At 60.5% G+C, this 20,476-nt stretch carries 21 protein-coding genes and 1 pseudogene; 9 read left to right on the top strand and 13 right to left on the bottom strand.

Features of this window, described 5'->3' with window-relative positions; genetic code table 11:
* Positions 1–2 precede the first annotated feature (2 nt).
* Positions 3–1,217 (bottom strand): maltoporin, encoded by a 1,215-nt coding sequence (locus AC3Z8Y_RS11110; protein ID WP_490089726.1) that lies wholly within the window; start codon positions 1,215–1,217, stop codon positions 3–5.
* A 168-nt stretch (positions 1,218–1,385) separates the two neighbouring features.
* Here AC3Z8Y_RS11110 and AC3Z8Y_RS11105 point away from each other — a divergent pair, with 168 nt between their 5' ends.
* The 3 genes from AC3Z8Y_RS11105 to AC3Z8Y_RS11095 all read left to right on the top strand — a co-directional run bounded on the left by AC3Z8Y_RS11105 (position 1,386) and on the right by AC3Z8Y_RS11095 (position 4,972).
* A complete protein-coding gene (locus AC3Z8Y_RS11105; protein ID WP_490089725.1) occupies positions 1,386–2,873 on the top strand; it encodes an MFS transporter in 1,488 nt (495 codons plus the stop codon).
* Between the two features lie 90 nt (positions 2,874–2,963).
* Positions 2,964–3,914, top strand: a complete 951-nt coding sequence (locus tag AC3Z8Y_RS11100) for a LysR family transcriptional regulator (RefSeq protein WP_490089724.1) — start codon at positions 2,964–2,966, stop codon at positions 3,912–3,914.
* Between the two features lie 272 nt (positions 3,915–4,186).
* Positions 4,187–4,972 carry a sulfite exporter TauE/SafE family protein gene (locus tag AC3Z8Y_RS11095; protein WP_490089723.1) on the top strand — a complete coding sequence of 262 codons (786 nt, stop codon included), beginning with the start codon at positions 4,187–4,189 and terminating at the stop codon, positions 4,970–4,972.
* Between the two features lie 6 nt (positions 4,973–4,978).
* Here the strand turns inward: AC3Z8Y_RS11095 and AC3Z8Y_RS11090 are convergent, their stop codons facing one another.
* A complete protein-coding gene (locus AC3Z8Y_RS11090) occupies positions 4,979–5,215 on the bottom strand; it encodes a hypothetical protein (protein WP_490089722.1) in 237 nt (78 codons plus the stop codon).
* Positions 5,216–5,379: 164 nt separating this feature from the next.
* Between AC3Z8Y_RS11090 and AC3Z8Y_RS11085 the strand changes: the two genes are divergently transcribed.
* Entirely contained in the window at positions 5,380–6,084 is a 705-nt protein-coding gene (locus AC3Z8Y_RS11085; RefSeq protein ID WP_490089721.1) for an SOS response-associated peptidase family protein, read from the top strand.
* A 19-nt stretch (positions 6,085–6,103) separates the two neighbouring features.
* On the opposite strand, the gene AC3Z8Y_RS11080 is transcribed toward AC3Z8Y_RS11085, so the two are convergent.
* The 4 genes from AC3Z8Y_RS11080 to ahpC all read right to left on the bottom strand — a co-directional run bounded on the left by AC3Z8Y_RS11080 (position 6,104) and on the right by ahpC (position 9,424).
* Positions 6,104–6,421, bottom strand: a complete 318-nt coding sequence (locus tag AC3Z8Y_RS11080; RefSeq protein WP_490089720.1) for a hypothetical protein — start codon at positions 6,419–6,421, stop codon at positions 6,104–6,106.
* A gap of 264 nt (positions 6,422–6,685) precedes the next feature.
* On the bottom strand, positions 6,686–6,958 hold the full coding sequence (locus tag AC3Z8Y_RS11075) for a DUF1652 domain-containing protein (RefSeq protein ID WP_181111983.1): 273 nt from the start codon (positions 6,956–6,958) through the stop codon (positions 6,686–6,688).
* 197 nt (positions 6,959–7,155) lie between these two features.
* Positions 7,156–8,718: an alkyl hydroperoxide reductase subunit F gene (gene ahpF / locus AC3Z8Y_RS11070; protein WP_490089719.1), complete on the bottom strand. Its 1,563-nt coding sequence runs from the start codon at positions 8,716–8,718 to the stop codon at positions 7,156–7,158.
* A gap of 142 nt (positions 8,719–8,860) precedes the next feature.
* Positions 8,861–9,424, bottom strand: coding sequence for an alkyl hydroperoxide reductase subunit C (gene ahpC / locus AC3Z8Y_RS11065; protein WP_181111981.1), 564 nt, complete (start codon positions 9,422–9,424; stop codon positions 8,861–8,863).
* Positions 9,425–9,846: 422 nt separating this feature from the next.
* Between ahpC and AC3Z8Y_RS11060 the strand changes: the two genes are divergently transcribed.
* Positions 9,847–10,092, top strand: a complete 246-nt coding sequence (locus AC3Z8Y_RS11060; RefSeq protein ID WP_490089718.1) for a LuxR family transcriptional regulator — start codon at positions 9,847–9,849, stop codon at positions 10,090–10,092.
* 29 nt (positions 10,093–10,121) lie between these two features.
* A complete protein-coding gene (locus tag AC3Z8Y_RS11055) occupies positions 10,122–10,760 on the top strand; it encodes a response regulator (RefSeq protein WP_490089717.1) in 639 nt (212 codons plus the stop codon).
* 8 nt (positions 10,761–10,768) lie between these two features.
* On the opposite strand, the gene gorA is transcribed toward AC3Z8Y_RS11055, so the two are convergent.
* The 3 genes from gorA to AC3Z8Y_RS11040 form a co-directional block, all read right to left on the bottom strand.
* The gene (gene gorA / locus AC3Z8Y_RS11050) at positions 10,769–12,124 is read right to left on the bottom strand and encodes a glutathione-disulfide reductase (protein WP_490089716.1); all 1,356 of its coding nucleotides are present in this window, start codon (positions 12,122–12,124) and stop codon (positions 10,769–10,771) included.
* Between the two features lie 69 nt (positions 12,125–12,193).
* Entirely contained in the window at positions 12,194–13,030 is an 837-nt protein-coding gene (galU, locus tag AC3Z8Y_RS11045) for a UTP--glucose-1-phosphate uridylyltransferase GalU (RefSeq protein WP_181119787.1), read from the bottom strand.
* Between the two features lie 144 nt (positions 13,031–13,174).
* A complete protein-coding gene (locus AC3Z8Y_RS11040; protein ID WP_181111976.1) occupies positions 13,175–13,528 on the bottom strand; it encodes a hypothetical protein in 354 nt (117 codons plus the stop codon).
* Between the two features lie 118 nt (positions 13,529–13,646).
* On the opposite strand from AC3Z8Y_RS11040, the gene AC3Z8Y_RS11035 reads away from it, so the two are divergent.
* Both AC3Z8Y_RS11035 and AC3Z8Y_RS11030 read left to right on the top strand, forming a co-directional pair.
* Positions 13,647–13,949 (top strand): DUF1883 domain-containing protein, encoded by a 303-nt coding sequence (locus tag AC3Z8Y_RS11035; protein ID WP_490089715.1) that lies wholly within the window; start codon positions 13,647–13,649, stop codon positions 13,947–13,949.
* A 9-nt stretch (positions 13,950–13,958) separates the two neighbouring features.
* On the top strand, positions 13,959–14,123 hold the full coding sequence (locus AC3Z8Y_RS11030; protein ID WP_490089714.1) for a hypothetical protein: 165 nt from the start codon (positions 13,959–13,961) through the stop codon (positions 14,121–14,123).
* A gap of 37 nt (positions 14,124–14,160) precedes the next feature.
* Here the strand turns inward: AC3Z8Y_RS11030 and AC3Z8Y_RS11025 are convergent, their stop codons facing one another.
* Entirely contained in the window at positions 14,161–15,222 is a 1,062-nt protein-coding gene (locus AC3Z8Y_RS11025; protein WP_490089980.1) for a methyl-accepting chemotaxis protein, read from the bottom strand.
* Between the two features lie 21 nt (positions 15,223–15,243).
* Positions 15,244–15,786: pseudogene (locus AC3Z8Y_RS11020) on the bottom strand (MCP four helix bundle domain-containing protein); the annotation flags it as partial.
* Positions 15,787–16,112: 326 nt separating this feature from the next.
* Between AC3Z8Y_RS11020 and AC3Z8Y_RS11015 the strand changes: the two are divergent.
* Complete coding sequence (locus AC3Z8Y_RS11015; RefSeq protein ID WP_490089713.1) at positions 16,113–16,373, top strand: DUF1652 domain-containing protein; 261 nt, start codon at positions 16,113–16,115, stop codon at positions 16,371–16,373.
* Positions 16,374–16,382: 9 nt separating this feature from the next.
* Here the strand turns inward: AC3Z8Y_RS11015 and AC3Z8Y_RS11010 are convergent, their stop codons facing one another.
* Positions 16,383–18,503: a UvrD-helicase domain-containing protein gene (locus AC3Z8Y_RS11010; RefSeq protein ID WP_490089712.1), complete on the bottom strand. Its 2,121-nt coding sequence runs from the start codon at positions 18,501–18,503 to the stop codon at positions 16,383–16,385.
* 276 nt (positions 18,504–18,779) lie between these two features.
* Positions 18,780–20,423: a phosphoglucomutase (alpha-D-glucose-1,6-bisphosphate-dependent) gene (gene pgm, locus AC3Z8Y_RS11005; protein WP_490089711.1), complete on the bottom strand. Its 1,644-nt coding sequence runs from the start codon at positions 20,421–20,423 to the stop codon at positions 18,780–18,782.
* Positions 20,424–20,476 lie beyond the last annotated feature (53 nt).

Genomic DNA, 20,476 nt, shown 5'->3' with positions numbered 1-20,476 from the left:
CGTTACCACCAGGTTTCCAGCTGCACGCCCACATTGGACCCGTGCCGCTGGGAACCGAACGCACCGCTGTCGGACAGCGCCGTGCCGGGGTCGGCGGCAGCTTGCGCGGCGCGGTTCCATTTTGCATAGGTGTAATACAGGCGCAGCTCGGGGCGGGCCATGAAGGCCTTGCCCAGGCTGAGGGTGGGCGCCACGGTGAATTTGTCCAGCTTGCGGGTGGCACCAGCGTCCGGGTTGATCTGGTCATGCCCGAACTCCACCACCAGCTTGAAGTGGTCAGTGAAGGCATACGAAGGGCGCACCCCGAAGGAGTACCAGGTGAGCCCCGCGTTGTCCGGGGCCTTGGTCTTCTGCACGACCGCCAGTAGCATGCCACCGAAGTTGGGCGTGACTTGCCACATGGGCGACTCCAGCACACGCCAGGTGTGGGTGTCCCGAGAAGCCGTAAGATCGCCGGTCTGGCCCAGGCCGATCCCCGGCCCCTCGCCATACTGCATCACGAAGCGGTTTTCGCCACCGAGGAATCCATCCTGGTCGTGCTCGGCGGTGAACGACCATCCGCTGTGGGCGCCTTCCACCTGCCCGGCTTTCTGGATAACGCTCAGGCCCAGCTCAAGGTCGCCGTGGTCGTTGGTCTGAATACCGCCCAGGTTGAAATCGTGGCGGTTGGCTTTGTCGGGCTGATCGATGGTGTCTTCGCGGGTGAAGGCATAGCTGAGGAAATAGTGGCCCAGCTTGTAGTTGTCGATACCCACGCCGGTGCCGCTTGGGTTCCAGTAGTAGAAGTCACCGATATGGATGTCATGGCGCTTGTAGTACCGACGGCCTACCCAGATGGTCGCGTCGTTCACCACTGGGGACTGTATGCTGGCCCAGGCCTGGGGCAGGCGAATGTCGCCATACTCCCCGCTGAAGGTGGGCGCATGGTTGTATTGCTCCACCAGGCTGGCCATCCCGTCGACCTTGATCACGGTACCATCCGCGCCGCGATACACCTCCTGGTTGAGCTCCAGCTCCCAATAGGTTTCGCATTCGTTGCCCAGGCGATATTTCATCGGCGCACCCGGGAGCTGGAAACAGGATTGCTTGCCGCCACTGGTAGCATCGCCAACGCCGATTCGTCCATAGCCTGAAAACTCCAGGGCTGCTGCCGGGGTGGTATTTGCCAACGCTAGTAACGAGGCCATGGGGAGCAGCACGCTCATCCTTGATCGCATCAGTGGAAACTCCTTGTCTGTGCGGCCCAAAGGCATGGCCGCTGCACATCCAGAATGACCGGGCGTGTTTGAAAAAGTGCCATCCGAGCTTTTTGAACTCTGCCAGAGCGGATCCACTCCTACGGGTTAACCAGTGCGCGGCGCCTGTGGCCATGAAAGGAGTGAGCGATGACAAGTCGGGAAGTGCCGGTTCAGGGTCAGCCAGCAGATGTGGGCAACACCGAGGAGCGCATCTACGAAACCGATCTGCCGGCACGGCTCGACCGGTTACCCTGGGGCAGGTTTCATACCCTGCTAGTGTTTGCGCTGGGTATCACCTGGCTTCTGGACGGGCTGGAAGTCACCCTCGCGGGGTCGGTGTCCGGCGCATTGAAAGGCAGCCCGGCGCTTCACCTGAGCAACGCCGATATCGGCCTGGCGGGCGCCGTCTACATCGCGGGGGCGGTGCTGGGCGCGCTGTTCTTCGGCTGGCTGACCGACCGCCTGGGTCGGCGCAAGCTCTTTTTCATCACGCTGTTCCTTTACGTGGGCGCCACGGCCTTGACCGCGTTCTCCTGGAACCTGTGGAGCTTCCTGCTGTTCCGCTTCTTGACCGGCGCGGGGATCGGCGGTGAATACACCGCTATCAATTCGACCATTCAGGAGTTTACCCCGGCTCGCTATCGGGGCTGGGTGGACCTCACTATCAACGGCACCTTCTGGATCGGCGCCGCGCTGGGCGCGGGGGGTTCGTTGATCCTGCTGGATCCGGCCATCGTGGGCGGCGACCTGGGCTGGCGCCTGTGCTTCGGTATCGGCGCGGTGCTGGGGCTGATCATCATGTTCATGCGTTTGTGGGTTCCAGAAAGCCCGCGCTGGTTGATGATCCATAACCAGCCCGAAGAAGCCGAGCGCATCGTCAAGAATATCGAGAAACACTTCCGCGACCTGGGCCATGACTTGCCCCCGCCGGCCGACAACCCCCTTCGCCTGCATGCCCGGGACCACACGCCGCTCAAGGAAGTGTTCCACAGCCTGTTCGTGGACCATCGCCGCCGGGCCGTGGTAGGGCTCACGCTGCTCACCGCCCAGGCCTTCTTCTACAACGCGATCTTCTTCACCTACGCGCTGGTACTGACTGATTTCTATAACGTACCTTCGGAGCACATCGGCTGGTACGTGCTGCCGTTTGCCCTGGGCAACTTCTGTGGGCCGCTGCTGCTGGGGCGACTGTTTGACGTGGTCGGCCGCAAGGTCATGATCAGTACCACCTATATTCTGTCCGGCGTGCTGCTGGCGATTTCCGGTTACCTGTTCCAACAGGAACTGCTCACCGTGGTGCAGCAGACGATTGCCTGGATGGTGATTTTCTTCTTCGCCAGCGCTGCCGCCAGCTCTGCTTACCTTACCGTGGCCGAAACCTTCCCGCTGGAAATCCGCGCCCTGGCCATCGCCGTGTTCTACGCCTTTGGCACGGGCCTGGGCGGCATCATCGGCCCCACGCTGTTCGGGGCTTTGATTGAAAGCCATGACCGCACCAATGTGCTGATCGGCTATCTGATCGGGGCCGCCCTGATGGCGGTTGCGGGATTGGTGCAGGCCCTGTTCGGCGTCGCCGCCGAACGCCAGCCACTGGAACAGGTGGCCCGGCCACTTTCCCAGGCGCAGCCAGCGTAGGCGACGCTTCTTCGCTGCCACAAGCGCTGGCGGAGCAGCCAGCGCACTGGCATCATTCGCGGGACCTTCGCCTGGAACGCAGGGACCGCCATGAATCGCAATGATCTGCGCCGCGCCGACATCAACTTGATGATCGTCTTTGAAACGCTCATGCATGAGCGCAACGTAACCCGAACGGCCGAAAAGCTGTTTCTGGGCCAGCCGGCGATCAGCGCGGCGCTCAACCGCCTTCGCGGGTTGTTCGACGACCCGCTGTTCATCCGTACCGGTCGCTACATGGAACCCACGGCCCGTGCCGAGGAGATCCTCGTACAATTGTCGCCGGCGCTGGATGCCATGTCGTCCGCGCTCAGCCGCAGTTCGGGTTTCGATCCAGGCACGAGCCAGGCTACGTTCCGTATCGGGCTCTCTGATGACGTGGAGTACGGGCTGCTGCCGGCCTGCATGCGGCAGCTGCGTGAAGAGGCGCCTGATATCACGCTGGTCGTCCGCCGGGTAGATTACTGGCAGATGCCGCATCTGCTGGCTTCGGGTGAGATTTCAGTGGGCGTGAGCTACACCCGGGACCTCCCCGCAAACGCAAAACGCAAGTTTTTGCGCTATCAGCGGCCTACGCTGCTGCGGTCTGAGGACGGCAGCCCTGCCCTTACGCTGGATCAGTACTGCGAGCGGCCGCACGCCTTGGTGTCGTATGCCGGGGACCTCTGCGGGTTCATCGATACAGAGCTGGAGAAGCTGGGGCGTACCCGTCGGGTCAAGCTGGCAGTGCCTCAGTTCAGTTCACTGCCAATCCTGCTCACGGGCAGTGAACTGGTGGCCACCGTGCCGGGGTATGTAGCCGATGCCATGGTGGCCCACGGCGGAGTTCGGGCAGAACCGCTGCCCTTCCGCGCACCTCAATTCGAAGTGTCCATGGCCTGGCGAGGGGCATTGGATACCGACCCGGCCGAACGCTGGCTACGCGGCAAGCTGGCAGACCTGATGCGTGAGCCTGCACCGGTCATGGAGCCCGGCTTGATCGCAGAGCCGTTCGTGTCATGAACTGCCGGGTGGAATGCCGTCCTTGTTGTAGTCCTTGAGGCGTTCCTGCTCTTCGGGGGTGGAATGGGCCGGGGTTTCATCCTGCTTCTTGTCATCGTCGCTCATGGCGTTCTCCTCTACGGATACACATTGGGCGGGCGCTGCGACCGAGAGTTCACTCATTCGACAACTAATAACCGGATCGAATAAGCAAATTCGATAACGTTATAGTCGGCTATATAGTTTGTGGTTATGCTGCGCGCCAGTTTGGTTATAGGCAGTCGGTGCGCAACATGGATTCAAGTTTTCTGGGGTTCAGTATCGCGGGGCTGGTCGTGGGCTTTATCGTCGGCATGACTGGCGTAGGTGGCGGTTCACTGATGACCCCGATTCTGTTGTGGTTCGGCATCAACCCCGCGACAGCGGTAGGTACAGACCTGCTCTACGCTGCGGTCACCAAATGCAGCGGTGTGTGGGTACATGGCCGTAACCGCAACATCGACTGGCGCATCACCGGGTGGCTTGCACTGGGTAGCGTGCCGGCGGCCGCGCTCACGCTGTGGGTGCTCAACAGCCTGCATACCGATACGCAGGCACTGAACGCGGTCATCAAGACATCCCTCGCCTACGTACTCTTCCTCACGGCTCTGGCAATCCTGTTCCGCTCCCGCCTGCTTGCGTTTGCCACCCGGCACGCGGGTGACCGTTACAGCCTTGGGCCACGGGCGCTCAATGGCTGCACACTGCTCACTGGCGTGATTCTCGGGGCCATGGTGTCGCTGACGTCCATCGGCGCGGGCGCACTGGGCACGGTTGCACTGTTCATGCTGTACCCGGTTCTTGCGACACGCCGCCTGGTAGGTACGGAAATCGCACATGCCGTCCCGCTCACATTGGTAGCAGGGCTAGGGCATGCCGGCATGGGAAATATGGACTGGCCGCTATTGGGCCATTTGCTGATTGGCTCGTTGCCAGGGATCTACCTGGGCAGTCACCTGTCGGGGCGGGTGCCGGATACCGTGCTGCGACCTTGCCTGGCTGTAATGCTGGGACTGATTGGGCTCAAACTCCTGCACTAGGGCACATCAGAGCGCCCGGAGTATCCAGGCAAGGCTGCGCCAGGGGTACTGCTCTCCAAGCGCGCCGGCGGCACAGGCGGGGTCGTGCAGGAACGAGCGATCCGCCTGAGTAGCGATCTGAACGCTGTGGCAATAAGGGCAGCGGACCATATCAGCCTCGAGGCGCCATTGGCGGCCCCAGTCGGCGAGTTCATCGGCCATACGCTGGTGGCCGGCGCGATTCTCGTCGTTACTGAACTTCACCCACGCCCTCCTTGACTGCCCCGGTCGCGCCCTTTGCCCAAGCGGAGCGTACAGCAAGGCCCGCAAATAACCTAGGGGTGCATGCCAGTGGTCGGCGGCCCCGGCCTTGGTCTCGGGCAGGTGCGGTATGCTCGGGCTTTGCATGCCGAAGGGGCCGAGGCACGATGTGTGGCCGGATAGCTCAGTACAAAGGGGTCGCGGCCTATCTGGCTACGCTCGAGAGTGATGTCCCCGTGTTGTCGGGTTACGACGACGTACCACTGGCACGCTACAACGTGGCGCCCACCAGCCGTGTCCAGGTGATCCGGGAAGTGGTGAACGGTACCGTTGTGGCCGCCGTGAAATGGGGATGGCAGCCCTTCTGGGCGGTGGGAAGGATGCCCCCACCCATCAACGCCCGCGTCGAAACCGTGGCGGGCGGCAAGTATTTCAAAAACATCTGGCCGAATCGCGCGCTCGTAAGCGCCGATGGTTGGTACGAATGGGTCCACGATCCCGCCAACCCCAAGCGCAAGCAGCCATGGTTCATTCGCTTACGCGGGGGCGAGCCCATGTTCATGGCAGCGATCGGTCAGTTTTCCCACGACGGGGGCGAAGCCGACCAGAGCGACGGTTTCGTCATATTGACCGCCGATGCCAAGGGGGGCTTGCTTGACATCCACGACCGTCGGCCGATCGTGCTGTCGCCTGCGATGGCCCGGGAATGGGTAGCGGTGGATACCACCCCTGACCGCGCCGAGGACATTGCCTTGAATCATGCGCTGCCAGCGCAAGCCTTTGAGTGGTATCCAGTAGACCGTGCCGTCGGCAACGTTCGCAACGAAGGCCCTCAGCTGATATTACCGCTGGACCGGGGGCCGGCGTTCTGAACGTGGCTATGCTTGCAAGTCAGAGGCAATCCTTTGCCATGTCGGTCCACCCGTTGGTTTCGGCCCACTCTGGCGGAAGGAAGACCTGCACTCGAGCGCCATCGCCGGCGCGGTCGATCTGCGCCCACGCAGGGGCTGCGGTATAAGCGGCCTCTACCGTAAGCTTGTAGCCGGTTTCTGTATCTGTCTGGCGAACTGGCTTGAACGCCGCCCATTTCGGCGCAAGGCACTGCGCATAGCTCTCAGCTGACTTGCTGGTTGTTTCATCCAACGGTGCCCTCGGGTCCGCTGCCTTGCCGGCGCACCCCGCCAGCAGTGCCATCCCTATCATTGCCATCAGCCGCCGCATGTCGTTCCCTCATTCGATAATGGTAGTTGCACTCTAGCAGGCGCTCGAATAGTCGGCGCTGCGCTTATTCTGATCCGCTTTTTTCCTATCAATCTGCTGCTGTTACACATATGCGAACCCGCGCATCATGCAACCCTCGACTTCTTTCAGAGGGCAGGTAAATGGACGGTATTATCATGGTCGCCATCGTGGCGGGTACCTTGGGCTCCTTCGGCTATGTGATGTATCTGATCCACAAGGAAAGCCGCTGATCTAGCGTCGCGGCCATACACCCTTGCGTTGATCGCCGGCGAACCACTCCTGGTTGGCTTGCAGCTCCTGGCGCAATTCGGCCACCAGGTTGGAGATCGCACGAATGTTGGTAAGGGGCGCCAGTGGCACGCCTACCACCAAAAGGTCGATATGCCCATTGGCGGGGTCAGTTACCTCGATCGTCATGGTCCCGCCATCGTGCAGCATGCAGGTGCAATGCAATGGCAGGAAGCTGGACTGGATGATCTTGAGGACCTCATGCTTTGGAATCACCTGCAATACTCCCTTGCCATGCCGCGCCAAGCTGCCAATTCACCGTTGCGTAGGCTACATAAGAGTACGCCGAAGGCTCGCCGTTCCGTAAGCCGAACGGGCCGCCACTGTCTATTCAAACGCAAAAGCCGGCTGCCCTCGCGAGAGAACAGCCGGCCTGGGCGTTAATCAAAAAGGGGAGCAAGCCCCCCAATGGATCAGGCGGGTGCGGAGCTGCGGATCAGGTGATCGAACGCCGCCAGCGACGCCTTGGCACCGTCGCCCATGGCGATGATGATCTGCTTGTAAGGCACGGTGGTCACATCGCCCGCGGCAAAGATCCCCGGCAGGTCGGTTTCGCCCCGCGCATCTACCATGATTTCACCACGGTTGGACAGCTCGATCGCACCCTTGAGCCAGTCGGTGTTAGGCAGCAGGCCAATCTGTACGAAAATCCCTTCCAGCTCGATCTTGTGCAAGTCGCCGGTCTGGCGATCCTTGTAGGTCAGGCCGTTTACCTTCTGGCCGTCACCGTTCACCTCGGTGGTCAGCGCACTGGTGATCACCTTGACGTTCGGCAAGCTGGTCAGCTTGCGTTGCAGTACTGCATCGGCGCGCAGGTGGCTGTCGAACTCGATCAGCGTTACATGGGAAACGATACCGGCCAGGTCGATCGCGGCCTCTACGCCGGAGTTGCCGCCACCGATCACTGCCACGCGCTTGCCCTTGAACAACGGGCCATCGCAGTGTGGGCAATAGGCAACGCCACGGTTACGGTATTCCTGCTCACCCGGCACGTTCATTTCGCGCCAGCGGGCACCGGTCGCAATGATCACGGACTTGGCCTTGAGCGAAGCACCGCCAGCGAAGCGCACCTCGTGCAGGTCGCCATGCCTGCCCGGAATCAGTTGCTCTGCCCGCTGCAGGTTCATGATGTCCACGTCGTACTGCTTGACGTGCTCTTCAAGGGCCATGGCGAGTTTCGGCCCCTCGGTTTCCTTCACCGAAATGAAGTTCTCGATTGCCAGGGTATCCAGTACCTGGCCCCCGAACCGCTCGGCGGCCACGCCGGTACGAATGCCCTTACGTGCCGCATACACCGCCGCTGCGGCGCCAGCAGGCCCACCACCGATCACCAGCACATCAAAGGCTGCCTTGGCATTGAGCTTTTCAGCCTGGCGAGCACCGGCATTGGTGTCGAGCTTGGCGAGAATCTCTTCCAGGCCCATACGGCCCTGGCCGAAGGGTTCACCGTTGAGGTAAACGCTAGGCACCGCCATCACCTGGCGCTGCTCAACCTCGGCCTGGAACAGCGCGCCATCGATGGCCACATGCTGGATGGCCGGGTTGAGCACCGCCATCAGGTTCAGGGCCTGCACCACGTCCGGGCAGTTCTGGCAAGACAGCGAGAAATAGGTCTCGAAGCGGAATTCGCCTTGAAGGTTGGCGATCTGCTCCAGGGTTTCTGCGCTGGCCTTGGACGGGTGGCCGCCGACTTGCAGCAGTGCCAATACCAGCGAAGTGAATTCATGCCCCATGGGGATACCCGCGAAACGCAGGCTGATGTTCCCGTTCGGGCGGTTGACGCTGAAGGACGGCGTGCGCGCGTCCGTGCCATCGTCGCGCAGGGTAATGAGCGCAGACAGGCCTTCAATCTCTTTGAGCAGCTCCAGCATTTCACGGGATTTCGCACCGTCGTCGAGCGAAGCGATCAACTCGATCGGTTGGGTGACCCGTTCCAGGTACGACTTGAGCTGGGATTTAAGATTGGCTTCCAACATACGGGCGATTTCCTTTTACTAGCATTCGATTCAGAACAACCGGCACAAATAAAAACGCCCAGGCGAAGGTCGCCCGGGCGCTTTTGTGGGCGGTGGTGTCGCTTAAGAAAGGCGGCTCACCGCCGCGGACCGGGTCACGATCTTAGATCTTGCCGATCAGGTCGAGGGACGGAGCCAGGGTGGCCTCGCCTTCTTGCCATTTGGCTGGGCATACTTCGCCCGGGTGAGCGGCGATGTACTGAGCAGCCTTGACCTTGCGCAGCAGTTCCAGCGCGTCGCGGCCGATGCCGCCGTCGGTGATTTCAACGACTTTGATCTGGCCTTCCGGGTTGATCACGAAGGTACCGCGGTCAGCGATGCCTGCGTCTTCGATCAACACGTCGAAGTTACGGGAGATCACGTGAGTCGGGTCGGCGATCATCGGGTACTGGATCTTCTGGATCGTTTCCGAGGTGTCGTGCCAGGCTTTGTGAGTGAAGTGGGTGTCGGTCGAAACGCTGTAGATTTCAACGCCCAGTTTCTGGAACTCAGCGTAGGTATCGGCCAGGTCGCCCAACTCGGTCGGGCACACGAAGGTGAAGTCAGCCGGGTAGAAAAACACCACAGACCACTTGCCTTTCAGGTCCGCTTCGCTCACTTCAACGAATTTGCCGTTGTGGAAAGCCTGGGCTTTGAAGGGTTTGATCTGGCTGTTGATGATGGGCATCGGTGAATCTCCTGGGTAGGTAAATCTGACTGGAGCAATCCTAACTACGAAATCGTTAGCATGCTCATTGGCAATACACATGCTGGCCATTGGTTTTGGCTATGGCCATCACCAAGGTCATACGAAAACGCAGCAGCGAAGCTTTGTATAACACTACCAGCGGTCCGTAAAGCAGCTTTCAAACAGGATCCGAAATCCCCGCCTCTCTCACTGTACGTTCTTTTTCTCCCCGCCCGGCAGCCAGCTGCAGCTTTCAACAAGCCCCTTAACCTGTTGATTTTTCATCATTCATACGGCGCCTTTTCCTACACGGCTAACTGACAAGCCGCATTAAGGTACAGGACCGTGGAGAGCGCTTGAACCGCATGGCGTACCACGTTTCCACTCTTGCGAGCCTTACATGTTCACCAGGGAGCATCGTGATGTCGTACACCATCCTCACCGGACGCGCGCAACAAACCGAGTCGATTTACCTGACCAAAAGAAAAGTGGCTGCATTGGAGTGGAGCGCGCGGGGGAAATCTTCGTGGGAAATTTCGCGAATACTGGGCTGCAGTGAGTCCGCTATCAATTTCCACTTCTGCAATATTCGCCGCAAGTTCGGTGTGAAGTCCCGTCATGTCGCGGTGCTGCTTGCCCTGGAGCACAACCTGATAGACCTCCACTGACACCTTTACTTCTTATCCAAGGACCGCCCATGGCCCTCAGTATCCTGATCGCGGATGACCATCCTGCCGTGTTGTATGGGTTGCGCCGCGTGCTCGAAAACCTGCCTCGCAGCCGTTTCGTTATTGCGGATACGGTGCTGGGGGGCCAGGCCTTGCTACGAAGCTTGCGCGGCAGAGACTGCGACCTCGCACTGGTCGATTGGTATATGCCGCCAGAGCGCGGGCCGTCCGGGCGTGAACTGCTGGTACAGCTGCGTACGACCTTCCCGCAGACCGCGGTGGTGGTAATGACGGCTTCGCAACAACCCGCCGTATTGGCTGCCAGCCTGGCAGCAGGGGCAAAGGGTTTATACGACAAGCGGGAGTGCGGCGATCAGCTGCCTCGCATCCTCACCCAGGCCGCACAGGGCAAACTGTGTGTGAGCACCGGCCTGGAAACAGTGCTGGAGCGCCATTACCTCAGCCGATACCACTGGGGCCAGGAAAACCACGAGGCACTTACCCCCCGGGAGCGGGAGGTCATGCGCCTGAGTGCTGCGGGCCTTACGGGCCGGCAGATCGCTGCGCAATTGCAGCGCAGCGAAAAAACCATCAGCCGACAGCGCCGGTCAGCACTGGATAAACTAGGCTTGAACTCCGATTCGGTCCCTACCCCTGCGCCTGGGTAACAGCCAGATTATTCGCCAACCGCGGTTCGCATGGTCACAAATTCTTCCGCAGACGTAGGGTGCACGCCAATGGTGTCATCGAACATGGCCTTGGTCGCCCCTGCCTTCAAGGCAATGCCCAGGCCCTGAATGATTTCTCCAGCCTCGGGGCCAACCATATGGCAGCCAAGCACTTTGTCCGATGCACTATCGACCACCAGCTTCATGTATATCCGCTCGGGAATGTCGGTCAGCGTCAGCTTCATCGGGCGGAAGCTGCTTTCAAAAATACGCACGCTGTGGCCCGCTTCCCGTGCCTGGGCTTCGGTCAGGCCAACGGTGCCGATGCTGGGCTGGCTGAACACGGCTGTGGGAATATTGGCGTAATCCACCGGGCGATATTGCTCCGGCTTGAACAGCCGGCGCGCCACGGCCATGCCCTCTGCCAGGGCAACCGGTGTGAGCTGCACGCGACCGATGACGTCACCGAGCGCGAGAATAGACGGCTCCGCCGTCTGATAGTAATCGTCCACCGAGATGAAGCCCTTGTCATCGAGCCGCACGCCTGTGTTTTCCAACCCCAGGTTGTCCAGCATCGGGCGCCGGCCGGTCGCATAGAGTATGCAGTCGGCTTCGAGCACCTCGCCGCTTTTGAGCGTGGCCTTCAATACCCCGCCATCCTTGTCGATACGCGCGATGTCTGTATTGAAGCGAAGGTCCAGGCCCTTTTTGATCAGTTCCCCGGCGAGGTGTTTGCGCACGCCATCATCGAACCCTCTGAGGAACAGGTCGCCACGATACAGTTGGGTGGTTTGCGCGCCCAGGCCGTGGAAAATGCCGGCGAACTCGACAGCGATATAACCCCCCCCTACCACGATTACCCGCTTGGGTAATTGCTCGAGGAAGAAGGCTTCATTCGAACCGATAGCGTATTCGCGCCCGGGAATTTCGGGGATCGAAGGCCAGCCGCCCGTGGCAATGAGAACGCGCTCACACGTGTGCCGGGCACCGGCCACTTCCACTGTGTGGGGATCGAGGATACGTGCGTGCCCGTCCATGACCGTTACACCGCTGTTGCCCAGCAGGTTGCGATAGATGCCATTGAGGCGCTCGATTTCACGGTTTTTATTGGCGATCAGTGTCGGCCAATCAAAGGACGGCGTGCCGGGCGCCCAGCCAAAGCCCTGGGAGGCTTCAAAGTCCTCGTGAAAGTGCGCCCCATACACGAACAGCTTTTTCGGCACGCAACCCACGTTCACGCAGGTGCCCCCCAGGTAACGGCTTTCTGCTACCGCGACCCTGGCGCCGAACCCGGCACTGAAACGGGCAGCACGTACGCCACCTGAGCCTGCACCGATAACAAAGAGGTCAAAATCGTAAGCCATGAAAACTCCTGATACGAAAACGCCGCCATTTACGAGAAATGGCGGCGTTCGAGTCTAACCGGTCGTTGGTTACAACTGGCCTTTCTTGTAGAAGTTCTCGAAACAGTAGTTGGTGGCGTCGATGTAACCCTCGGCGCTACCGCAGTCGAAACGCTCGCCCTTGAACTTGTAGGCCAGCACACAACCGTTCTGCGCCTGCTTCATCAGCGCGTCGGTGATCTGAATCTCGCCACCCTTGCCGGGTTCGGTGTTTTTGATCAGGTCGAAGATGTCCGGGGTCAGAATGTAGCGGCCGATGATCGCCAGGTTCGACGGGGCGTCCTCAGGCTTGGGCTTCTCGACCATGCTGTTGACCCGGTAGATGTCGTCACGGATCATCTCGCCGGCGATCACACCGTACTTGCTGGTCTCCTGGGGGTCGACTTCCTGGATCGCCACGATCGAGCAACGGAACTGGTTGTACAGCTTGACCATTTGCTGCAACACGCCGTCACCTTCCGGGTTCACGCAAAGGTCGTCGGCCAGTACCACGGCAAAGGGCTCATCGCCGATCAGCGGCTGACCGCTGAGGATGGCATGGCCCAGGCCTTTCATTTCGATCTGGCGGGTGTACGAGAAGGTGCACTCGTCCAGCAGCTTGCGAATACCGACCAGGTACTTTTCCTTGTCGGTGTTGCGGATCTGGTTTTCCAGCTCATAGCTGATATCGAAGTGGTCTTCGAGTGCCCGCTTGCCACGCCCGGTAACGATCGCAATGCCGGTCAAACCTGCTTCCAGCGCTTCTTCGACGCCATACTGGATCAGTGGCTTGTTGACCACTGGCAGCATTTCCTTGGGCATGGCCTTGGTAGCCGGCAAGAAGCGGGTACCGTAGCCGGCTGCCGGGAACAAGCATTTCTTGATCATGAAGTGTCCTTGATTCTTAGGGCGTTACGTACAGGTTCGGCGCAGTCTAATCACGCGCATCGAGGCTTACAATGGGCGCCTCAAGCGGCTGCTGCACTAATAGAAAAAAACCTTACGTGTAAGTTCCGCTTCGCTTTACCCGAATCATCCGGAGATGCATTCGGTAACGGATGCCTGCACGTCCTTGAAGCGTAGCGGGAGATTCGACAACCGTTCATGAACCTTGATCGTGCTGCCGCCGGAACGCTCCTGCACATCCACCACTGCCGCAGGCCCGGAGGACAACTTGCGCGGCACGATGACCTTGTAGCCGCTTCCGTTCTTCACCAGCGTAGCCGGGCCACGCGTCGCCGCAAGCTTGCGGGCCAGGCATTCGGTAAAGGCCTGTGGGTCTTTCCCTGACATCACGTCCATGGTTTCATGCGTGTTCTCGATCTCCGCGACCGTGGCACAGCCACCAAGCGAAAGAACGGCCAGCAACAGCCCGGCTACCTTCATGTGTACCTCCACAAAAAGAAGCTAGGACCGTGGCCGCTCAGGAACGTTCGCGGCGCTGTGCTTGGGGGCGTGCGGCCGTCGTGCTATGGTTCGCGCCTTGCCGATACCTGGAGCCAGCATGAAATTCGTACACCAGCGTGAACACCTGAACGAGGACGACGTGGTCGTGATCGAGTGTTCCCAGCGCTGCAACATCCGATTGATGAGCGATGCCAATTTTCGCGCTTTCAAGAACGGCGCGCGCCACACGTACCATGGTGGCGAATTCGACCGCTTCCCTGCCCGCATCAACGTGCCTAGCACCGGCTACTGGAACATTACCCTAGACACCGCAGGGAGCAAGCTGAACGCCGCTGCGAAAAAAGCGCCGTTCAAGCACTCGATCAAACTGATCCGCCGTTCGCCTTCTTCCTTCAGCTGAGGTTCGTCCGTGACCCGTTATGTCATTCACTACACCCTCGACGGCCAGCGCCGCTGGGATTTCGCGCAACTTGAGCACGGCACCCCGGAAGAGGCCCTCGCCGCGCTGCTGGCCATCCATGGGCAGGAACATGCCAACAGCTTGAAAGACATTCGAGTCACCCGGGCACTTTAGGTCCGGGTGCGAGGCAGGTGCGGGTGCAGCGGTCGTATCAGGTGCGAAAACGCGCTACCAGCCCGTTCAAGGCTTCGGCCAGGCGAGACAGGTCCTCGGTGGCAAGGGACGTCTGCCGCGCGCCATTGGCCGTGGTACTGGCCAGGTCCCGGATGTTGACCAGGTTGCGGTCCACTTCCCGCGCCACCTGCGCCTGCTCGGCCGAAGCACTGGCGATAACCTGGTTACGTTCGTTGATCTGAGCGATGGCGGAGGTGATCTGCCCGAGCGCGGCGCCGGCTTCGCGAGCTTTCTCCAAGGTGTGCTGGCTGCGCTGTGTGCTCGACTGCATGGCACTCACGGCATTGCCGGTGCCGGTCTGAATCCCGGCGACCATTTGTTCGATTTCGCGTGTGGATTGCTGCGTGCGGTGCGCCAGTGCGCGCACTTCATCCGCCACCACTGCAAAACCACGGCCGGCCTCGCCTGCCCTCGCCGCTTCGATGGCCGCGTTAAGTGCCAGCAGGTTGGTCTGTTCGGCGATAGCACGGATAACGTCCAACACCTGCCCGATGTCCCGCCCTTGCGCAGCCAGCCCCTCCACCAGGCGGGCCGTGGATTCAACCTCGCCGGTCATGGCCTGGATGGCCTGTACCGTCTCGCTCACGCGATCTCGCCCCTGATCGGCGATCCGGCTGGAATCCTCCGATGCTTCGGAGGTGGAAACGGCGTTGCGGGCCACCTCTTCCACTGCTGCCGTCATCTCGTTCACTGCCGTGGCCGCCTGCTCGATCTCATCGTGCTGGCGCCCAAGGCCGCGGTTGGCTTCGGCAGTAGTCGAGGTCAATTGGGTGGCTGCGGTGGCCAGGCGAGTGGCTGAGCCGGCAATCTCCCCAATGGTGTTGCGCAGGCTCGATTGCATGCGGGCCAGCGCCCCCATCACACGTGCCGGCTCGTCATTGCCCGTGGTGTCGATTGTCTGCCCCAGGTTTCCTTCGGCAATGCCATCGGCGATACGTACGGCGTGAGCCAACGGTGCGACGATGCTGCGGGTAAGCCAAAGGGCGAGTACCACGGTAAGCAGGCAGGCAACTGCAGCGATGATGATCACCGTCCAGATCGCCTGATGATACTGGGCGCCGGCGGCGGTACTGGCAGTGACCGCGTCCTGCTTATTGATGGTGACCAAGTCTCGGAGTTGATCGCCCATCTTGTCGGTGCCCGCCTTGATTCGGCCGTTGATCAGCGCGCGCAACTCTTCCAGGCGATTGTCCCGGGACAAGGCCAGCATGCTTTGCTGGGCATCGAGGTAATCGGTCAATGTGGCTTCGAACTCCCGAAATACCGCTGCCTCCCGCTCGCCTTTGGGCATAAGTGAGTACTGCTTGCGGGCTTCGGCCACTTTGTCCATCAACGACGCGATGCGAGTGCCTGTCTCGACCAATGCGGCGGGCTCACGGTTTACCAATACGCGGAAAGAGGTAATGCGCAGGCGCAACACGTTTTCCATCAGGTCGCCGATATAGCCGATGCTGGGCAGTTCGTTCTGTTCCATGTCCGACGCGGCGCCCCGGATCACCGCCATGCGGTCCACGGCAAATGCGCCCAGCCCGATCAACAGGCAAGCGATGAAAGCGAAGCCGATAAAGGCGCGGGGGGCGATGGTGAGGCTTCTTGTGGCCATGGCGTTTCTCGATTGACCGCAGCGACCTGCCGCGTGACGGAAGGCAGGTCGCGAAGCCCTGCCTTGTCGAAGCTATCGGCGCGGTGGGACGGAAACTGAAGAGGAATATCGAAACTTTAAGCTGAAACGGTACAAGTGAGAGAGTGGTGTTACCGCGGTTTACCGGCGCGCGTGACGGAGATCAACATAATGGGAAAAAGTGCCACTTCGTACAAAAAAAATCCGCCAGGTGAAGCATGGCGATGCTATGTTTCTTGAACCGGCCAACTGCCCGACTTTATTGCGACTTCGGCAAATGGATATTGCATGATGCAGAGGTACGCACCATGAACAAGATGACCTTCCCCAATGCCTGCCAGGTCATGCGCTGGCATTTTCATCCGCTGGGCTTCGAGGGCAACATGGACGCCCCAGGCAGCATGGTCGCCCGCCTGTTCGATCGCAGCACGGGCGAAACGTTGATCGCCATTGCTGGCATTCCTTGCGCCACCGTGATGAACGCCACCGATGTGGAGCGCATGATCGAGGCGGTCGAAACCGAGCTCGAAACGTTTATCCCTCCACAATCCCTTTGCGCTTGCGGTTGATTCCGCTGCTCAGGCATTAGTCGCTTTCACCGGCTGGAACAGCTGCCTTGCACTTGCGGCGCGGGCAGCAGCGCCTCCCGGCGCGCGGGTGGCCGCGGCTGGCTCGAGGAACCAGTGCACGGCCCTTGCCGCTCGGGTAATGCCAACATAAGCCAGGCGCAAGGCCTCTTCAGCCTGAGCCTGATCGTAAGGCGCCCCAGCCCCCTCACGACCAAGCCCCGCCAGCGTGTACAACCGGTTGCGTGCAGGCGCTGCCGGCCGCGCTGCGCAATCCCCCATCAGCAATACCACTTGTGCTTCCAACCCCTTGGACGCGTGGATTGTCATGCATCGCAGGCGCCGCGCTTCGGGGGCAAGTTGAGCCTGAGCCCGCAGCAATGCCTGCACCGCAGGCGCCTTTCGAGGGTCATCGCTGGCCTGGCGGTACAACAACAATACCGTCGCGCCCGTATCCAGGGCTTCCTGGGCAATACCGGTAATGGTGTCGTCGTCCCTATTATGTATATACACGCCTGAGCCTCCCTCGTTGTCGAGCTGAGCACCTGCGGCCACGGCATTCTTGCCGGGGATCGCTGCGATACTTCCAACAAGAAACTCAGCAGCTTCAATAACTTGACGGTTACTCCTAAAGTTTTCTTTAAGCATCAGCCGCTTAAAGCCCGGGGATGGAAACGCCTGTGCGAAGTGCATGAAGAAGTCAGGTGAGCTACCTCGCCAGCCATAAATGGACTGCCAATCATCCCCTACACACATCAGGGTGGCGCTCGTCTGCGCGTCCCGGCGCAGCCGTTCCGCCAGCCCAGCCCGCAACCAACGGGCAATCTGGGGCGAAATGTCCTGGAACTCATCCACCAGCAAGTGGCGTATGGCGTTCAGCCTCACTTCGGGGAGGCGGCTAAGCGCAGTACCTTGGGGGGCATTGAAGATCGAAAACATGCGGTTGTAGCTGAGCACTGGTGGTGTCAGCCCTAACAGCTGCTTCTCCAGTGCTGGCCAATAGCGCCCCAGCGCCTGGAAAAACAGGCCATCATCGCTGTTTTCCAACGAAGCGGCGGCAAAGGAGACTTCCAGCCCCAGATTTTCTATGAAGCCCGCCATTGCAACAAAAGCGTCGAGTAAGGGTTGGGAGCTGTTTTCGCCACTGAGCTTGTAGTCCATACCAGCGCCCTGCAGCACTTCAGAAGCAACATTAACTTCAGAAAAGGAGTCCAGCCATATCAAAGGTTTATCGAAGAAAGCTTGAAACAAAGTACGTTTTACCGCCCATTCCGCACGCACAGGCAAGCGTGCCCCGGGACGGCTCGTATCGACCATACTCGGGTCAGCACCCAACATCACCCAGGCCTTTTGAGCTTCGTTGTAACCGTGACAAAGAAATACCTGGCCATGGATCCGGTGCTCACTGCGAGTTGCCGAAACGCCCGGCAGCGGCCAATGCCCAGCCTCACGCCAATGAGCCTCTATCAGGTCACATAGCACCGCGTCACGTTCCGCCGCAGGGATCAATGCCGCAAGGCGCCGCTGCACTTGCGGATGAGACTGTGGAAGCGGCGCCATTCGGCTGGCCCGTAGCCGAAGCGCCCGTATGGTTGAGGCGAATTCGCCATCCGTTTCAACCAGGCGCTGAAAGCACCCATTAAGCTGTTCACGCTGAGCTGCGTTTACCTTGAGCTGGAAGGAATCTCCCGTGCCTTCGGCCTCACCCAGGCTTTCGAACGCGCGCAGCTGTGCAAACCCGGGCATTGTTCGCGCCCATGCCAATGCCATCGCATGAAAAGTGGTCACCCGTGCATACGCATCGACCATGCTGAGTGCCTGCCCCCACAGGGTGAACAGCCGCACCAGCCGCTCGGCGAAATCCACCCGCGATGCTCGCGTAAACGTGACGACGCTAACGTCGCTCAGGGGTACCTCGAGGTACTGAGTCAGTAGCACCACCCGCAGGGCCAGTGAACTGGATTTCCCTGAACCGGCGCCTGCCACCACACAGGTGGTGATTGCACCGCTGAAAATCATCTTCCATTGCGCAGCCGTGGGCTGCCCCTGGGCAGGTATCAGGCGAGCCACGTCAGCCTTCATCCGCTTGCGGATCGCAGGCGTGATATTCAGCGGCCGGTCTGCGAACAACAAAGGCCCTTCACTCCCGGGTTGTTCCGGCGCGGGCGCTTTCGGTAGCGGCGCCTTACGGGCTCGCCGGGGCGCGGAAGCAGGCTTGCGCGCAGACGCTGGCGGTAAGCCGGCCGCACCCAGCCACCGGGGAAACCAGCGCCGCAGAACTTCATGTAATTTCGAGAACACGCTATAAGAGTCTTATTTATCAGTTGGTTACAGTGTTTATCTAGAAGTTTTCTCAGGGGTGCCAAAAGCAAAAAATAACCCGGCCGAAGCCGGGTCATTACGGCGGTTTCAGGCGCTGATGGCGCTATCTACCAACTGCTGCGCTTCGCTCACCAATTGTTTCAGGTGCGTTTCGCTGGTAAAGCTCTCGGCGTAAATCTTGTAGATATCTTCGGTGCCCGACGGCCTGGCGGCGAACCAACCGTTGGCCGTCATCACTTTGAGGCCACCAATTGCCTGGTCGTTGCCCGGCGCCTTGCTGAGGACGCGCTCCACCGGCTCCCCCGCCAGGGTGGTCGAGGTGATCTGCTCGGGTGAAAGCTTGCCCAACGCGGCCTTCTGCCGGGGGTCGGCTTTGGCATCCACCCGCGTCGCGAAGGGCTCGCCCAGGTCGGCAATCATCTCCAGGTACAGTTGATGCGGATTCTTGCCCAGGCGCGCCGTCATCTCTGCCGCCAACAGGCCGGGGATCAAGCCGTCCTTGTCGGTGGTCCACACGCTGCCATCCCGGCGCAGGAAAGATGCACCTGCGCTCTCCTCACCACCAAAGCCCAGCGAGCCGTCGAACAGCCCGGGCGCGAAGTATTTAAAGCCTACCGGCACTTCGTACAAGGTGCGCTGCAGCCGGGACGCGACGCGATCGATCAACCCACTGCTGACCACGGTTTTGCCGACGGCGGCATCGGCACGCCATTGCGGCCGGTTGCGGAACAGGTAGTCGATGGACACCGCAAGGTAGTTGTTGGGCGCCATCAAGCCGCCACTGCGCGTGACGATACCGTGACGATCGTGGTCCGGGTCGCAGGCGAAGGCCACGTCGTAGCGATCCTTCAGGCCGATCAGCCCTTGCATGGCATCGCGGGAGGATGGGTCCATGCGGATCTGCCCATCCCAGTCCATGCTCATGAAGCGGAACGTGGGGTCGGTGAAGCGATTGACCACGTCCAGGTCCAGCTTGTAGCGCTCGGCGATGGCGGGCCAGTACCGCACACCGGCGCCGCCCAGCGGGTCCACGCCCAACTTCAGCCCGGCACCACGTATCACCTCGAAATCGATCACGTTTTCGAGGTCTGCCACGTAGGTGTTTAAAAAATCATGGCGATGGGTAGTGGCCGCCTTCAGCGCACGCTCGTATGGCATGCGCTGGACATCGGCAAGCTTGCCTTCCAGCAACTCATTGGCCTTGGCCTCGATCCACTTGGTGACGTCGCTGTCCGCAGGCCCGCCATTGGGTGGGTTGTATTTGAAGCCACCGCTTTGCGGCGGGTTGTGGGAAGGCGTGATCACTACCCCATCCGCCAGGCCAGACGTGCGGCCGCGGTTATAGCAGATGATTGCGTGGGACAGCGCCGGGGTGGGCGTGTATTCGTCATCGGTAGCGAGCATGACGTTCACACCGTTGGCTGCGAATACCTCCAGCGCGCTTATCCCGGCGGGGGTCGACAGCGCATGGGTGTCTATCCCCATGAACAGCGGCCCGTCGATACCCTTGGCCTTGCGATACAGGCAAATGGCCTGGCTGATCGCCAACACGTGATCTTCATTGAAGCTGTTGTCGAAGGAACTGCCACGGTGCCCGGAGGTACCGAAGGCCACGCGGTGAGTGGCAACCGAAGCGTCTGGCTTCCTGGAGAAGTAAGCGGTGACCAGGCTGGGAATATCGATCAGCAATTCGGCCGGTGCCGGCTTGCCCGCTAGCGGACTGTGCGTCATGCAAAACCTCGAATAGGTATCAAACAGTGACAGTTTACTGACGATTCGACCGC

The sequence above is a fragment of the Pseudomonas sp. 3MAES_34.3B genome (assembly GCF_058145875.1).
This window is presented reverse-complemented; position numbering and strand designations above follow the sequence as displayed.

Coding starts and splice junctions, on each gene's coding strand:
- AC3Z8Y_RS11110 (WP_490089726.1), bottom strand. CDS start 1,217: ATGCGATCAAGGATGAGCGTGCTGCTCCCCATGGCCTCGTTACTAGCG.
- AC3Z8Y_RS11105 (WP_490089725.1), top strand. CDS start 1,386: ATGACAAGTCGGGAAGTGCCGGTTCAGGGTCAGCCAGCAGATGTGGGC.
- AC3Z8Y_RS11100 (WP_490089724.1), top strand. CDS start 2,964: ATGAATCGCAATGATCTGCGCCGCGCCGACATCAACTTGATGATCGTC.
- AC3Z8Y_RS11095 (WP_490089723.1), top strand. CDS start 4,187: ATGGATTCAAGTTTTCTGGGGTTCAGTATCGCGGGGCTGGTCGTGGGC.
- AC3Z8Y_RS11085 (WP_490089721.1), top strand. CDS start 5,380: ATGTGTGGCCGGATAGCTCAGTACAAAGGGGTCGCGGCCTATCTGGCT.
- AC3Z8Y_RS11080 (WP_490089720.1), bottom strand. CDS start 6,421: ATGGCAATGATAGGGATGGCACTGCTGGCGGGGTGCGCCGGCAAGGCA.
- ahpF (WP_490089719.1), bottom strand. CDS start 8,718: ATGTTGGAAGCCAATCTTAAATCCCAGCTCAAGTCGTACCTGGAACGG.
- ahpC (WP_181111981.1), bottom strand. CDS start 9,424: ATGCCCATCATCAACAGCCAGATCAAACCCTTCAAAGCCCAGGCTTTC.
- AC3Z8Y_RS11060 (WP_490089718.1), top strand. CDS start 9,847: ATGTCGTACACCATCCTCACCGGACGCGCGCAACAAACCGAGTCGATT.
- AC3Z8Y_RS11055 (WP_490089717.1), top strand. CDS start 10,122: ATGGCCCTCAGTATCCTGATCGCGGATGACCATCCTGCCGTGTTGTAT.
- gorA (WP_490089716.1), bottom strand. CDS start 12,124: ATGGCTTACGATTTTGACCTCTTTGTTATCGGTGCAGGCTCAGGTGGC.
- galU (WP_181119787.1), bottom strand. CDS start 13,030: ATGATCAAGAAATGCTTGTTCCCGGCAGCCGGCTACGGTACCCGCTTC.
- AC3Z8Y_RS11040 (WP_181111976.1), bottom strand. CDS start 13,528: ATGAAGGTAGCCGGGCTGTTGCTGGCCGTTCTTTCGCTTGGTGGCTGT.
- AC3Z8Y_RS11035 (WP_490089715.1), top strand. CDS start 13,647: ATGAAATTCGTACACCAGCGTGAACACCTGAACGAGGACGACGTGGTC.
- AC3Z8Y_RS11015 (WP_490089713.1), top strand. CDS start 16,113: ATGAACAAGATGACCTTCCCCAATGCCTGCCAGGTCATGCGCTGGCAT.
- pgm (WP_490089711.1), bottom strand. CDS start 20,423: ATGACGCACAGTCCGCTAGCGGGCAAGCCGGCACCGGCCGAATTGCTG.